This window comes from Daejeonella sp., from assembly GCF_044232565.1.
GTDB lineage: Bacteria > Bacteroidota > Bacteroidia > Sphingobacteriales > Sphingobacteriaceae > Daejeonella.
Genome location: NZ_JBIILQ010000005.1, coordinates 1 through 15,090, shown reverse-complemented (window position 1 = coordinate 15,090; position 15,090 = coordinate 1). Strand labels below are relative to the sequence as shown.

General features: G+C 35.6%; 13 protein-coding genes. 2 read left to right on the top strand and 11 right to left on the bottom strand.

The window, feature by feature from the left end:
* Positions 1-86: 86 nt before the first annotated feature.
* From ACILQF_RS00790 to ACILQF_RS00775, 4 genes are read right to left on the bottom strand one after another with little or no spacing between them, the layout of a single operon-like run.
* Positions 87-1,637: a S41 family peptidase gene (locus ACILQF_RS00790; protein ID WP_395625506.1), complete on the bottom strand. Its 1,551-nt coding sequence runs from the start codon at positions 1,635-1,637 to the stop codon at positions 87-89.
* 59 nt (positions 1,638-1,696) lie between these two features.
* On the bottom strand, positions 1,697-2,311 hold the full coding sequence (locus ACILQF_RS00785; RefSeq protein ID WP_395625505.1) for a hypothetical protein: 615 nt from the start codon (positions 2,309-2,311) through the stop codon (positions 1,697-1,699).
* A 1-nt stretch (position 2,312) separates the two neighbouring features.
* The gene (locus ACILQF_RS00780; protein WP_395625504.1) at positions 2,313-2,792 is read right to left on the bottom strand and encodes a hypothetical protein; all 480 of its coding nucleotides are present in this window, start codon (positions 2,790-2,792) and stop codon (positions 2,313-2,315) included.
* Positions 2,793-2,796: 4 nt separating this feature from the next.
* Positions 2,797-3,453 carry an ABC transporter ATP-binding protein gene (locus ACILQF_RS00775; RefSeq protein ID WP_395625523.1) on the bottom strand — a complete coding sequence of 219 codons (657 nt, stop codon included), beginning with the start codon at positions 3,451-3,453 and terminating at the stop codon, positions 2,797-2,799.
* A gap of 136 nt (positions 3,454-3,589) precedes the next feature.
* Here ACILQF_RS00775 and sucC point away from each other — a divergent pair, with 136 nt between their 5' ends.
* Complete coding sequence (sucC, locus tag ACILQF_RS00770) at positions 3,590-4,783, top strand: ADP-forming succinate--CoA ligase subunit beta (protein WP_395625503.1); 1,194 nt, start codon at positions 3,590-3,592, stop codon at positions 4,781-4,783.
* A gap of 389 nt (positions 4,784-5,172) precedes the next feature.
* Here the strand turns inward: sucC and rplT are convergent, their stop codons facing one another.
* The 7 genes from rplT to ACILQF_RS00735 form a co-directional block, all read right to left on the bottom strand.
* Positions 5,173-5,517 (bottom strand): 50S ribosomal protein L20, encoded by a 345-nt coding sequence (rplT, locus tag ACILQF_RS00765; RefSeq protein WP_090705134.1) that lies wholly within the window; start codon positions 5,515-5,517, stop codon positions 5,173-5,175.
* Between the two features lie 75 nt (positions 5,518-5,592).
* Positions 5,593-5,793, bottom strand: coding sequence for a 50S ribosomal protein L35 (gene rpmI / locus ACILQF_RS00760; protein ID WP_090705136.1), 201 nt, complete (start codon positions 5,791-5,793; stop codon positions 5,593-5,595).
* Positions 5,794-5,874: 81 nt separating this feature from the next.
* Complete coding sequence (gene infC / locus ACILQF_RS00755; RefSeq protein ID WP_395625502.1) at positions 5,875-6,447, bottom strand: translation initiation factor IF-3; 573 nt, start codon at positions 6,445-6,447, stop codon at positions 5,875-5,877.
* Between the two features lie 13 nt (positions 6,448-6,460).
* Positions 6,461-8,386 carry a threonine--tRNA ligase gene (gene thrS / locus ACILQF_RS00750; RefSeq protein WP_395625501.1) on the bottom strand — a complete coding sequence of 642 codons (1,926 nt, stop codon included), beginning with the start codon at positions 8,384-8,386 and terminating at the stop codon, positions 6,461-6,463.
* Positions 8,387-8,553: 167 nt separating this feature from the next.
* On the bottom strand, positions 8,554-9,282 hold the full coding sequence (locus tag ACILQF_RS00745) for a (Fe-S)-binding protein (RefSeq protein WP_395625500.1): 729 nt from the start codon (positions 9,280-9,282) through the stop codon (positions 8,554-8,556).
* A 38-nt stretch (positions 9,283-9,320) separates the two neighbouring features.
* On the bottom strand, positions 9,321-10,631 hold the full coding sequence (locus ACILQF_RS00740; protein WP_395625499.1) for an MFS transporter: 1,311 nt from the start codon (positions 10,629-10,631) through the stop codon (positions 9,321-9,323).
* Between the two features lie 121 nt (positions 10,632-10,752).
* Positions 10,753-12,645, bottom strand: a complete 1,893-nt coding sequence (locus tag ACILQF_RS00735; RefSeq protein ID WP_395625498.1) for an ATP-dependent DNA helicase RecQ — start codon at positions 12,643-12,645, stop codon at positions 10,753-10,755.
* Positions 12,646-12,754: 109 nt separating this feature from the next.
* On the opposite strand from ACILQF_RS00735, the gene ACILQF_RS00730 reads away from it, so the two are divergent.
* Positions 12,755-15,090 (top strand): amidohydrolase (locus ACILQF_RS00730; protein WP_395625497.1); only part of this gene is annotated, 2,336 nt, incomplete at its 3' end.

The following is a 15,090-nucleotide window of genomic DNA, read 5'->3' as shown; positions in this document are numbered from 1 at the left end:
AAATACTCCAGTTTATTAAACTGGAGTATTTGTAATGAATAAAATAAATGATTTTTATACTCGGCTAAATATTTTAAAACACCAAGCTATTTTATTCTAAGCTTTTTACGTGTATCATCAACCATTCCGTTGAATGAATTTCTATCCTCTAGCGCCTCATTCAATACTCTTTCTTGAATTAGGCTCATTCCTGAAAGACTACTTAAAGTATTACCCTTAGTAGTTACAGAGAAGGTTCCTTTTTCAGAATAAGATAAAGCAGCCGCCAAAAGAGTTTCTTTTTCATCTCCAAAATCTTTGGTAACATCATCAAACAAATCTTTATCCACAGTTAATCCTGCATAATAACCGCCCACATTTTTTTGATTTTTGGTTTCAAACTGAGGTACATAAAGATCTAATTGATCGATATTTATCGCGAAAAATCCGACAGGCTTACCATAAGTTTTACGACCAATCAATTTAACATCAGTATTCATTACACCCTGTAAATTATTAATTACCAACTCGCTAGCAGATGCAGTACCACTTAACACTAAGAAATATATCTTTTTAAAATTGGCACTACCCTCTTTTGCAAAATTTTCCACGTTTCCTGCAGCAACACTAGGCCTGTAATCGATATCCGCATAGGTAGCCCATTTTCCATTTACTCCACCAGTAAACGTTTGCAATTTACCACTTGCATCAAGAAGAGGTTGGTTTGCTAATATTTTTGCAGTTCCATCCTGCATAGTTTTGGTCCAAAAGGTGGTATACATCACCTGTCCACTTACAGATGCAGGAGCTATTAAGTTGGTTAGGACTTCAGCAGTAGCTACAGAACCACCACCATTGTATCTTAAATCAACAACCAATTCACTTGCACCATCAGTATGAAATTTAGCTATGGCAGCTCTTAGAGCATCTCTAGAATTTGTAGTGAAGCTATTATAAACAATATAGGCTACTTTCTTACTTCCAACTGTGAATAGCTTGGTCGCAAATATTGGATTATTTGAATAAGAACCTCTAACTATAGTTAGATTGTGACTAGTTCCATCGGGTTTTTTAACGGTTAAAGAAACTGAATTTGCACTGCCAAACACAGCACCTGATACAAAGGTTAAATTAGCCTGCACAGACGAACTTAAATCGGAACCTGATCGACCATTGATACTTGTAATTTGATAGCCTCTTTTCAAATCCGTGGCTGCAGCTGGCGAATTAGGAGAAACATATTTAATACGAAGGTCTTCAGAATTGTTATAAAAAATTGAAAACCCAAAATCACCACTAACGCCACCTAATGATGTAGAAACGCCACCATCATCTAAAAATGAGTATTTATCTGTTGGCTTATTTGTCCCAGGTAATTTAATAATTGCATCTAAAACAGCTTGATCGTTTGCATAAGATCTAGGTTTAAAAAGATCGTATGTTGGCATTCCATCATTCCACAAATAAGTTTCTTTTGAATACAAAAAGATAGAATCCCTTGTCAATTCAGCTCTAGTAGGAGGAACAATAGGTGTAGTTACTACCGGAATGATGGGTTTAACCTTGGGCTCTTTTTTACAGGCAGAAGCAAAAATTAAAACTCCAAACGACAAAACGAATAGAATATTAAGAGGCTTCAAAATTAGTTTATATTGCATATTAATGGTTTTCAATGGTTTAATTGGTTGAATAAATTTATAAAAATTATTTGTTTAAATTAAATAAATTCACTGATATTTAGATAATTTAGAGTGATAGGATTTGTAAATTCTTTGTCAGTTTCCTCGGAACTAATAATTAAGAGTTCATGTTCTTTTAGATTTAATTGTTTTAATATATACGATATAGCATCCAACTCCAGTTCAGGAACAATCTCCTTAACGTAATAAACCTTTAAATATTTCTCAAGACCATTCCACTCCGTTTGCATAATCTTATTAATTTGAATTTCAGGCAGTCCATTTGTAAGAATAATAATCTCCTTTCTATCAACTATTATATCCTGTAAAAGTTTAAGCACATTAGGATATAATAATAGCTTTAATGGCAATCTTGCTGTAGTATGTAGTCTGTTGAAGTTATCTCGATATTTTTCATCAATTCCAAATGCATCTTTGGCTCTATCAAAAATACCTTCACTTCCATGCTTTAAATAAGCATTTTTAAAGAAATCGATTAAGTCTGTCGCAACAGGAGAACCCTCAGTAAATTCAATAAAATTGGAAAATAGATAATAAACTTGAAGTAAATAATCCTGTTCTGGGTATAACACATTATCTAATGAAAATACAAAAGCTTTATATTTTGGATTTAAATCCCTATAGGTCAACATTTTAAATATAAAATAAACTAAATATCACTTTATCATTTATAGTATTCCACTGAAAAACTCCATTTTCTTTCTGGATTTGTGAAATTTTAGTAGGTGGAATATCTCCAGCAATTATCAGTCCATCTACAATAACAACTAATTTAGATAATGTAGTTGCTGGGCTTAAAAAGTTAAAATGAATAGAATTGATAGAAGGAATTCTAATTTTAATACCATACTCTTCAAAAAGCAATGTAGATGATGACAGTTCAATAATTTCATCCTTCATCAAGGGGTAAATTTCATGAATTTGATGATCAATACATGTTTTTAAAAGTTGGTGTGCAAAACTTGGTGAATTAGCTGGCGGAATCCTTATAAATTTGCTGCCAGTTATATCAGGCATCTGCTCAATTGATCCAAAAACAAGATTCTCATCCTTAAGAAGACGTGCGATACGATATGCAGCAGAATCAGATGCCGAAGTAATTAATGCAGACATATTATTAATAATTAATTATCTGTCCGTCTTTCATCATCACCTTCCGATCAGCTAGATTTGCCAAATTTTCATTGTGGGTAACGATTACAAATGTTTGTTGTAGTGTATCCCGAAGATGAACAAACAATTGATGCAGATTTTCGGCATTATTTGAATCTAAATTCCCTGAGGGTTCATCCGCAAGAATCAAAGCAGGATAATTAACCATCGCCCTAGCTACTGCGACACGTTGTTGCTCACCACCGGATAATTCATTGGGTTTATGATTAGCACGATCAGAGAGTCCAAGCATTTCCAATAATTCAAATGCCCTATTTTCAGCCTCTTTTTTACTCTTACCAGCAATAAAAGCAGGAATACAAATATTTTCTAGTGCAGTAAATTCGGGCAATAAATGGTGAAATTGAAAAATAAATCCGATTTGCTCATTTCTAAAAGCACTTAACTTTTTCGGCGATAGAGAATTAATGTCTACATTATTCAACAGGATACTTCCATTATCTGGACTGTCAAGTGTACCTATAATGTGCAAAAAAGTACTCTTACCGGCGCCTGAAGCTCCAACTATAGCAATAATTTCGCCTTTTTTAACCTCTAGATCCACTCCTTTTAGAATGGGTAACGATCCGTAAGATTTTTGAATTCCTTTAGCCTGAAGCATTAATTTAGACATTGTAGTGGTACAAAGGTGCGAATTGTTTGGCAGAGAATATAATGTAATAAAAAAAACAAAAATTTTTCATTTGCTGTTTTCAGGTTTGCAATAAAAACGTAGTTTTACATCAAATAACAAGTAAATGAATATTCACGAATATCAGGGTAAAGCAATTTTAAAAAGCTTCGGTGTAAGGGTACAGGAAGGCATTGTTGCCGATACTGTTGAGCAAGCTGTTGAGGCAGCAAAGAAGTTAAAAGTAGATTATAATTCGGACTGGGTTGTTATAAAGGCTCAAATTCATGCTGGCGGACGAGGAAAAGGTGGTGGTGTTAAGTTGGCTAAAAATCTAGAGGATGTTAAAGAAAAATCAGGCCAAATTTTAGGAATGCAATTAATTACCCCTCAAACTGGTCCGGAAGGTAAACTAGTAAGTAAGGTATTAGTAGCGCAAGACGTTTATTACCCAGGTGAGAGCGAAACCAAGGAGTTTTATGTGAGTGTTTTACTTGATCGTTCAAAAGGTCGCAACATCATAATGTACTCTACAGAAGGTGGAATGGACATTGAAGAAGTGGCTGAGCACACTCCACATCTAATATTTAAAGAAGAAATCGATCCAAAAGTTGGTTTACAAGGTTTTCAAACCCGTAAAATTGCTTTTAATCTAGGTCTAAGTGGAGATGCCTTTAAGGACATGACTAAGTTTATAGCCGCATTGTACAAAGCATATGAAGCGACCGACTCATCGATGTTTGAAATCAATCCAGTTTTGAAAACATCTGATAATAAAATTCTTGCAGTAGATGCAAAGGTGAATTTGGACGATAATGCACTTTTCCGTCATCCAGATTTTGCAGCAATGCGTGATACCTCTGAAGAAGATCCTACAGAAGTTGAAGCTAGTAAATCAAACCTTAACTATGTAAAGCTCGACGGAAATGTAGGCTGTATGGTAAATGGTGCTGGTTTAGCAATGGCAACTATGGATATCATCAAACTTGCCGGTGGTGAGCCCGCAAACTTCTTAGACGTAGGTGGATCAGCGAATGCAGAAACTGTGAAAGCTGGATTTAACATAATTTTGTCAGATCCAAACGTTAAAGCTATCCTCATCAATATTTTTGGTGGTATTGTGCGTTGTGATCGTGTTGCACAAGGTGTAATTGATGCTTATAAAGAAATAGGTAATATTCCAGTGCCAATCATCGTCCGTTTACAGGGAACTAACGCTGTTGAAGCTAAAAAATTGATTGATGAATCAGGACTTCAAGTTTACTCTGCTATTCTTCTAAAAGAAGCAGCTGCCTTAGTTACTAAAGTACTTGAAAAATAATAATTACAAATTTCGTCATTCCCTTTTTTATAGGAATGACGAAATTTTTTAAATATTGCTGTAAAGCAATCCTCTCTCCTTTTTAATCTTCGATTTATTTTTTTATTTTCCCTTCTAATAGGATATGTTTCTATTCGCTATTCTGTGACGTAAATGTCGAGATGATTTTTGGATTCATATTTATTTTCTCACTGATTAGCCTAGGTGCTAAAAAAAATGATTAACCGCTTAAATTTCTCTTATGTGTTATTCAACAAGATCTTCGAGAGAAAAAACATTCTCCGTGTATTCACAAAAATCGTTCTTTAATTGAAACCCTGTATAATTATAAAAATTTAGGCATAAAAAAAGGGAGCTAAAAGCTCCCTTTCCAAATAATATATTTAAGATTATTTTACTGTATCAATAACAGCTTTAAATGCATCAGGGTGATTCATAGCTAAATCAGCTAAAACCTTACGGTTTAATTGATTTCCATTTGCAGTTAATTTACCCATTAAAGCAGAGTAAGATAATCCATGCTGACGTGCACCAGCATTGATACGCTGAATCCACAAAGCTCTAAACTCTCTTTTCTTGTTTTTACGGTCACGGTATGCATATTGCAAACCTTTTTCGACTGTGTTTTTAGCAACGGTAAAAACCTTGCTTCTCGATCCCCAATAGCCTTTGGCTAAATTTAAGACCTTTTTTCTTCTTCTTCTTGACGCTACTGCGTTAACCGAACGTGGCATGTTGTTTTGTTTTTTGGTAAGCGGTGTTCCCTACTAGAACTTAATACCTGATACCTGGTTAAATTAATTGGTTAATTACTTGCCTATACAAAGCATACGCTTAACGTTGCCTGAATCTGCATCAGATACTAAACTTGTCTGACCCAAGGCACGCTTACGTTTGTTACTCATCTTAGTTAAGATGTGACTTTTAAAAGCGTTCTTTCTTTTGATTTTACCTGTTCCAGTAAGCTTAAATCGCTTTTTTGCACTGGAACACGTTTTCATTTTTGGCATAACTCTCTATTTATTTATTTATCAATGATTCAATTTAAAAATTGTTTTTCTTGAAAGCATAAAAGCAATCAACAAAACAAATTACTTTTTACCTGCATTTTTAGGCGCCACGGTTAAAAACATCCGCTTACCTTCCAACTTTGGTAACTGCTCAACTTTACCTACATCTTCCAATGCTTGAGCAAATTTCAATAAGAGTATTTCTCCTTGTTCCTTATAAACAATTGCACGTCCTTTAAAGTGAACATATGCACGTACCTTTTCACCACCTTCAAGGAAACCGATGGCATGCTTCAATTTAAATTGAAAATCATGATCACTGGTATTAGGTCCAAAACGGATTTCTTTAATAACCGTTTGCTTTGCGTTGGACTTAATCTCCTTCATTTTTTTCTTCTGCTCGTATATAAACTTGTTGTAATCAACAATCTTACATACTGGCGGTACTGCATTGGGAGAAATTTCAACAAGATCCAAATCTTGCTCAATAGCCATAGCGAGAGCTTCTCTGAAAGGATAAATACCTGTTTCCACGTTTTCACCAGTCAGACGCACCTCAGGTGCTCTAATCAAATCATTGATCTTATGTTCTGCTTCTTTCTTTTTAAACGGAGGGCGTGGTCCTCTATTAAAGCCTGGTCTACCTAATGCCAAATTATATTTTTATTTAAATTGTAATTTCTTTAATTAACTGATTACTAAACTCTTCCATCGTCATACTTCCTATATCTCCTTGGCCATGTCTTCTAACAGAAACCGTGCCTTCTTCCATTTCTTTCTCTCCAATAATGAGCATAAACGGAATTTTCTTCACTTCTGCATCACGAATCTTACGTCCAATCTTCTCATCTCTAGAGTCAATCAGCCCGCGAATATCGGAATTATTAAGCGATTCTAAAACTTTTTTTGCATAATCCTCATATTTTTCGGAGATCGGCAAAACTATAAATTGTTCAGGACTAAGCCATAATGGAAATTCGCCAGCGCAATGCTCGATTAAAACAGCCACAAAACGCTCCAATGAGCCAAAAGGTGCACGATGAATCATAACCGGACGATGTTTTAAATTATCGCTTCCAGTATACTCCAACTCAAACCTTTCAGGTAAATTATAATCAACTTGAATAGTTCCTAATTGCCATTTTCTTCCTAGCGCGTCTTTAACCATGAAATCAAGTTTCGGACCGTAAAAAGCAGCTTCTCCTAATTCAACAATCGTTGACAATCCTTTTTCTTCTGCCGCCTCAATAATAGCCGACTCAGCAAGTTGCCAATTCTCATCTGAACCAATATATTTAGTCTTATTCTCAGGATCTCTCAAAGAGATCTGAGCAGTATATTCATTAAAGCCCAAAGCTTTAAATACATATAAAACGAGATCAATTACTTTTTTAAATTCTTCTTTTACTTGGTCTGGGCGACAAAATAAATGGGCATCGTCTTGAGTAAAACCTCTAACTCGTGTTAAACCATGAAGCTCGCCACTTTGCTCATAACGATATACAGTTCCAAATTCAGCATATCTAACGGGTAGATCCTTGTAGGAACGTGGTTTTGTTTTATAAATTTCACAATGATGAGGGCAATTCATCGGTTTTAAGAAGAACTCCTCTCCTTCTTGCGGAGTTTTTATAGGCTGAAAGGAGTCGGCACCATACTTTTCATAATGTCCCGAAGTTATGTATAAATTCTTATGCCCAATATGGGGTGTGATAACTTGCTCATATCCAGACTTAGCCTGAGCTCTTTGTAGAAAATTAACAAGCTTTTCGCGAAGCGCAGTACCTTTTGGCAACCATAATGGCAAGCCCATTCCTACTTTGTCAGAAAAAGCAAATAGCTCTAATTCTTTACCTAATTTACGGTGATCACGCTTCTTTGCTTCTTCAATCATATGAAGATAATCAGTCAGCTCACTTTGTTTTGGATAAGTAACTCCATAAATACGGGTAAGCTGCTTTTTGCTCTCATCACCTCTCCAATAAGCCCCAGCCACATTCATCAATTTTACAGCTTTGATAAAACCTGTATTGGGAATGTGCGGTCCGCGGCAAAGATCTGTGAAGTTTCCCTGCGTATAAAATGTAATAGAACCATCTGCTAGATCCTTGATAAGATCTAACTTATATTCATCGTCCTTATCGGTAAAATATTTAACTGCATCCGACTTAGAAACTGATTTCCTGGAAAAATCTAACTTTCCTTTGGCAAGTTCAATGATTTTATCTTCAATTTCTTTGAAATTATCTGAGGAAAACTCCCGATCACCGAAATCAACATCGTAATAAAATCCAGTTTCAATTGCGGGTCCGATACCAAATTTCGTTCCCGGATAGAGGGCTTCTAATGCCTCAGCCATTAAATGTGCCGAGGAATGCCAAAATGTGGATTTTCCTTCCTGATCATTCCAGGTTAATAATTTAACAGAAGCATCGCTATCAATTGAACGGGACGAATCCCAAATTTCGCCGTTTACAAAGGCTGCCAATACATTTCTTGCTAAACCTTCAGAAATAGAAAGTGCTATCTGATGGGCCGTGATACCCTGTTCGTAATCGCGAACAGAACCATCAGGAAGAGTAATTTTGATCATCTACAAAAATGATTTATACGTTCTTAATAATAATTCCAATGATCATCTACAAAATGATCTTCATTTCATTGCAAAATTAAGAATTTTTAGGGGAATAATGATAAGAAAGACTCAAATTAATCGCCTTATTGGACAATGATATTAGTTTAACTAATTATTTTATTTAATTAAACATTACCCCAACCATGAGTCAATACGTCTGCTAAATGCATAGTTTTTATTGAAAGTTGATGTTGATCGATGTATGCTTGCAAATTTAAAAGACAGGAGGAATCCGTTGAAATAATATAATCGGCCTTCATTTCAAGTGCATTATTTATTTTTTGTTCTGCCATAGCACTCGAAATAGCGTCAAACTTGACCGCAAATGTTCCTCCAAAACCACAGCAAACATCTGTATCCTTCATCTCAACAAGCTCTAAGCCATGAACCTTACCCAATAATTGTCTGGGTTCTTCTTTTATTTTACATTCTCTGAGTCCGGCGCAAGAATCATGATAAACCGCCCTACCCTCCAATTCGGCGCCGAAATAGTCTTTCTTTAAAACATTGACTAGGAAATCACTCAACTCATGAATATTACTCTGGATTGCTCTACACTTATTATGTACTACTGTATTGGTAAACAGATCGTTATATGAATTTTTTACCATTCCGGTACAAGATGCAGATGGAGAAACGATGAAATTATTTTCAGAAAAAGTATGTAAGAATTTTCCTCCAACAGCCTTTGCTTCCTCCCAAAAACCTGCATTATATGCTGGCTGACCGCAACAGGTTTGCTCGGAATTATAGATTACCTTGCATCCAGCTTTTTCAAGGATTTTAACGGTATTAAAGGCAGTTTCGGGGTAAAGCTGATCAATAAAACAAGGGATAAATAATTCAACGTTCATAGACTAATTTTATACAGGGCTAAATTCAGAAAAAAAATCTAATCCTTTGTTAGGGAAGACGAAGAATCTGACTTTAAAAAAAATATAGATATTAAAACAACTAATCCAATGACAAAAAAACTTGCTAAACTTAAGGCCGAATTACGCATACTTCCAGTAAATTCTTCAATATAAGCAAAGCTAAATAAACCAATTACGATGGCTAATTTCTCTGTAACATCATAAAAACTGAAAAAAGATGCTGTATCGGGTGTATTTTCGGGTAAAAACTTAGAATAGGTGGACCTTGAGATGGATTGAATCCCACCCATAACTAATCCTACAACTACGGCAAGCGCAAAAAATTGCTGCTCATTTTCAATGTGGTAAGCACCCGCACAGATAGCAATCCAAACAATTACCAATGCTATAATTACCTGAATATTTCCATATTTTTTGGCCAAATACGAAATAATCAAGGCTCCTCCAATGGCTACTAGCTGAATTATTAGAATAATTGCAATCAATTTTGATGTTCCTAACTTAAGTACCTTTTCACCAAAGCCAGCTGCGACCAGCATAATAGTCTGAACCCCCATTGAATAAAAAAAGAATGCTAAAAGAAATCTTTTTAGAAAATACATTTCCTTAAGTTGATGCCAAACCTTTAAGAGCTCTTCAAAACCGCTTTTAACATTTAGCTTAGACGTTTTATCAAAATTGGGACTCCCAGCGGGCAATTTCTTGAATGGAATTTGTGAAAAGGTAATCCACCAAATACCGACTAGTAAAAAAGATAATCGCGCTGGCAGGGAAGCATCTGTAATACCAAAAAACTCAGGTTTTAAGACAAAAATAAAGCAAATAATCTGCAAAATAACACTTCCAACATAGCCATAGGCATAACCTTTAGCACTTACCCTATCTTGTTGATCAACACTTGCAATTTCTGGGAGATAAGAATTATTGAACATCATTCCACCGATATAACCTATCGCGGCAAGCCCGAAACAAATTATTCCTAATTCCAATGTTTCAAGTTTAAAAAAGAATAAACCTGCACAGGCAAAACTTCCTAAATATGTAAAAGCCTTCATAAAGACTTTTTTATTACCGCGATAGTCAGCAATAGACGATAAAATAGGAAGAACGAAAGCCATGATTAAATAGGCAATAGATAGCGCATAATTAGAAAGGGCTGTATTAGTAAATACTCTACCAAAAAACATTACTTTATCACCATTTTGCTGTGTAGTGGTAATAATTGTATAGTAAGCGGGAAAGATAGTCGAAGTAATTACCAGGTTATATGCAGAGTTTGACCAATCAAACATTGCCCATGCTTTTATGGTAGATTTATTATTTCTCATTTGTGAAAAAGACATTTTTTATCAAATTTATAATGCATTTGATTTTTTAGCCTTTTCAAATAAAAGAAAAAATATCAAACTAAAAGAATTAAGAATTTAATGAACTGTTTTATCCTCAGCTTTATAAATGATAGTACTCACCATTTATTTTGATTGTTCCTGCATCTAAAAGCATACGAATGACATTTAATTTTTCAAGTTCAGTTCCTTCAGAAACTAAATTCACTAATTCATTTAATGTTAGAAATTTACCTATCAATTTATCAAGTATTACTTCAGATAATATTTTTGTATTATTAGTTTTCTTTTCAGTCTTTCTGGCTTCTAAACAAACATCACAAACGCCACAAATTGGAGCATTGGATTCATTAAAATAGCGCAGAAGCTGCTGACTTCTACACACATTATTTACGGCATAATTGATAATTGAATCAACTTGTGCTTTATGGATATGATATCTATCCAAATGATATTTTTTGTTAATAAAAAGGTGAGATGAATCAACACGGGCCTTAACAAATAACAAATGGGGTTTGTCTGTTTGTTCAACATATTGAATAAGTTCAAATTCTTGAAGTTTTTGCAGGATTTTCACTACCTCTGCGCGACTGATACCTAATCTTTTTCCTAAATCGCTTTCTTTTATACCTGTAAGTTGATCAAAAATACCACCATATGATCGCAAAAGAACCTTAATGAAGGAGTCATAAACAGGTTGCTCTACTTGGAAGCGATACAAAGCTTGCGATTCAAGTAAAACCTGTACCCTTGAAGGAAGAAATACAGTTTCTGTCATGGCGATATATCCATCACGTTCCAGAAATTTTATGGCATGTAAAGTTCGATGGGGATCAAGTTTAAAACGATTACAAAAATCGGCTATATCAAATTCAAGCGAAAGACCTTCAGCTGCACCATAAGCAAGTTGATAATAATTTCCTAAATGGTGATAAATCTGCTTTATTTCAGCTATTGAAGGGTATTGCTGCTCTAATCTGCTACTTAATTGAAGCAAATCGGCCTGATTATACAGAAGAACAGCATATGATTTTTTCTCATCACGCCCTCCCCTGCCAGCTTCCTGGTAATATGCTTCTAGACTTTCTGGAAGATCTAAATGTACTACAAAACGAACATCTGCTTTGTCGATACCCATTCCGAAGGCATTGGTCGCAACAATGATCTTAACTTCAGACTTTTTCCAGGCAGATTGTTTTTTCATTCTTAACGGCGTATCTAAACCCGCATGGTAAAAATCAGCAGATATACCTTGCATATTTAACTGCCTTGCTACCTCCTGAGTCTCCCTTCTATTTCTTACGTAAACAATTCCAGTTCCATTCACATTTTTAGCAATAGAAAATAATTTACGAAGTTTATTTTCTTCATTATAAACTAGATAACTTAAGTTTTTACGTTCAAAGGATTTCCTAAATACCTGCGCATTTTTAAAATTAAGCCTTTCTTGAATGTCGGCAGCTACACGCTCTGTAGCTGTGGCAGTGAGTGCTAAAACAGGAATTTCAGGATGAATTTCTCGAAGCTCAGTCAATTGCAAATAAGGTGGTCTAAAATCATATCCCCATTGCGAAATACAATGAGCCTCATCAATAGCAATTAAATTGACATTCATATGTCTTATACGAACTCGCACAATATCCGACAAAAGTCTTTCCGGTGATACATAAAGAAACTTAACATCTCCATAAATGCAATTATCCAAAGCAATATCAACCTCTCTTTTTCCCATTCCTGAAATGATGGCAATTGCTTTAATACCCCTTTCATTCAAATTCTCAACCTGATCTTTCATTAGAGCAATTAAAGGAGACACTACGATACAAATTCCAGGTTTTAAAAGAGCTGGCACTTGAAAACAGATTGATTTTCCGCCACCCGTCGGCATAAGGGCAAGCGTATCTCTTCCATCCAAAACAGATTGAATGATTTCTTCCTGCAGCGGACGAAACTGATCATAGCCCCAATATTTGTAAAGAATACTGTGAATCGTCATGAAAAATGCTTTACCTGGCTTAAAATTAAATCCATTGATTTAAAGAAGAAATTAGATAATTCCAAAACTATGAATAATTGCTAAATTGCAGGTTCAATAAAACAAATTCATGAATAGATCGATATTATTTATTTTAGGCTTAGCCATGAGCACTCAGCTACATGCTCAAACTTCGCCAAAATGGAATGTAGAAAAACCTACAGGACCCTCAAAATCCTTCACTTTTGAAACTAATGAAGGAACATGGATGAACCTAGATGTGAGCCCCAATGGGCAAGAAATTGTTTTCGACCTTTTAGGTGATATTTATAAAATGCCCATTACTGGCGGAAAAGCTGTTTTACTTGCAGGAGGCATGGCTTCTGAAGTCCAGCCACGATTTAGTCCCGATGGGAAATTAATTTCCTTTACAAGCGACAAAAATGGAGGCGATAATATTTGGGTGATGAACATTGATGGATCGGGAAAAAGAGCCATCACAAAGGAGACCTTCAGATTATTAAATAATGCTGTTTGGACACCTGATAACCAGTATTTAATAGCAAGAAAGCACTTTACGAGCAGCAGATCATTAGGAGCTGGAGAAATGTGGATGTACCATATTGCAGGTGGCGGAGATGGGATTCAGCTTACAAAAAGAAAGAACGATCAACAAGATGCAGGCGAACCAGAAGTTTCGCCTGATGGCCGATATGTGTATTTTTCAGAGGATGTTAGTCCGGGCCCCCTATTTCAGTATAGCAAAGATCCAAATGGAGAAATTTATAATATCCGTCGTTTGGACCGTAAAACTGGGAGTATTGAAACCATTGCTGGTGGCGATGGTGGCGCTATTCGTCCGGAAATTTCGCCCGACGGCAAATATTTAGCTTTTGTTAGAAGAGTTCGCTTAAAATCCGAATTATTTATTCAGGATCTTCAAACAGGAGAAGAATGGTCGGTTTATGATAATCTAACACATGATATGCAGGAAGCCTGGGCAATTTTCGGGCCTTATCCAAATTTTGCATGGACCCCAGACAGTAAAAACATCATTTTTTATGCTCAAGGAAAGTTCAAGAAGCTAGAAGTATTAAGTCAGTATCTAAGTGATATCCCATTTGAAGCCACTGTTAATCAAACTATTGCAGACGCACTTCGTTTTGAACAAAAAGTATTTAGTGATGAATTTGATGTAAAAATGATCCGTCAATTAACTACCTCTCCAGATGCTAAAAAAGTTGCATTTAATGCTGCAGGTTATATTTATATGAAGGAAATGCCAAACGGAAAGCCCTTTAGAATTTCTAATGGTACAGAGTTTGAATTTGAACCAGAATTCAGCCCCGATGGTAAACAACTCATTTTTGTGAGCTGGAAGGACGAGAGTCGTGGTTCAATCATGAAACTAAACCTTTCTGATAGCGTTTTAACAAAGCTTACTACAGAAAAGGGCTATTATTACAGTCCGAAATTCTCCAACAAAGGCGATAAAATCATTTTTCGCAAAGGCGTTGGGAATGATGTTTTGGGATATCCATTTGGTAAAAATCCAGGAGTTTATGTCATTCCAACTCAGGGGGGAAACCCAGTAAAGGTGCTAGATAATGGCATAAAACCCATGTTCAACTTAGATGATACGCGCATATTTTTCCAAAGTTCTGAAGGAGGAAAAAAAGCTTTAAAAAGCAGTGATCTTAATGGAGGAAACATAACTACACATTATACTTCAACTTATGCTAATGCTTTTAGCCCTAGTCCTGATGGAAAATGGATAGCTTTTACAGAACTTTTCAATGTTTATATTACCCCATTGGTAACAAGTGGGATGGCATTGGATCTTTCGGCAGGAAATAAGTCCTTGCCATTAACGAAGGTGAGTAAAGATGCCGGGACTTATATCCACTGGAGTAAGGATTCACAGCGCTTAAACTGGATATTAGGAGCACGTTATTACTCTAAAGATATTAAGCAGTCTTTTGCTTTTCTTGGTGGAAATAATGATAAGGTAAATCCAGCAGATACCTTGGGAATAGAAATGGGGCTTAAATTAAAATCCGACAAACCGGAGGGCAAAATAGCCATTATCAATGCCCGCATTATCACAATGAAGGGTGATGAAGTTATAGAAAATGGCACCATAGTAATTGAAAACAATAAAATTATTGCTGTAGGAGCAAATGTGTCCGTTCCAAGGGATGCTAAAGTGATTGATGGTAATGGAAAAACTATAATGCCAGGAATTGTTGATGTTCACGCCCACTTGAGAGCAAGTTACGATGGTGTTTCACCACAGCAAGATTGGAGCTATTATGCCAATCTAGCTTTTGGAGTAACTACTTCACATGACCCATCGGCCAATACAGAAATGGTATTCAGTCAGGCCGATATGGTGAAGAATGGAACGATGGTAGGACCAAGAGTTTACTCTACGGGAACCATTTTATATGGGGCTGATGGTGATTT

Excerpts from the sequence above, each read along its gene's own strand:
- rpmI (WP_090705136.1), bottom strand. The coding sequence starts at position 5,793 with ATGCCAAAAATGAAAACGTGTTCCAGTGCAAAAAAGCGATTTAAGCTT.
- ACILQF_RS00735 (WP_395625498.1), bottom strand. The coding sequence starts at position 12,645 with ATGACGATTCACAGTATTCTTTACAAATATTGGGGCTATGATCAGTTT.
- sucC (WP_395625503.1), top strand. The coding sequence starts at position 3,590 with ATGAATATTCACGAATATCAGGGTAAAGCAATTTTAAAAAGCTTCGGT.
- ACILQF_RS00790 (WP_395625506.1), bottom strand. The coding sequence starts at position 1,637 with ATGCAATATAAACTAATTTTGAAGCCTCTTAATATTCTATTCGTTTTG.
- ACILQF_RS00745 (WP_395625500.1), bottom strand. The coding sequence starts at position 9,282 with ATGAACGTTGAATTATTTATCCCTTGTTTTATTGATCAGCTTTACCCC.
- ACILQF_RS00740 (WP_395625499.1), bottom strand. The coding sequence starts at position 10,631 with ATGAGAAATAATAAATCTACCATAAAAGCATGGGCAATGTTTGATTGG.
- rplT (WP_090705134.1), bottom strand. The coding sequence starts at position 5,517 with ATGCCACGTTCGGTTAACGCAGTAGCGTCAAGAAGAAGAAGAAAAAAG.
- ACILQF_RS00780 (WP_395625504.1), bottom strand. The coding sequence starts at position 2,792 with ATGTCTGCATTAATTACTTCGGCATCTGATTCTGCTGCATATCGTATC.
- thrS (WP_395625501.1), bottom strand. The coding sequence starts at position 8,386 with ATGATCAAAATTACTCTTCCTGATGGTTCTGTTCGCGATTACGAACAG.
- ACILQF_RS00785 (WP_395625505.1), bottom strand. The coding sequence starts at position 2,311 with ATGTTGACCTATAGGGATTTAAATCCAAAATATAAAGCTTTTGTATTT.
- ACILQF_RS00775 (WP_395625523.1), bottom strand. The coding sequence starts at position 3,453 with ATGCTTCAGGCTAAAGGAATTCAAAAATCTTACGGATCGTTACCCATT.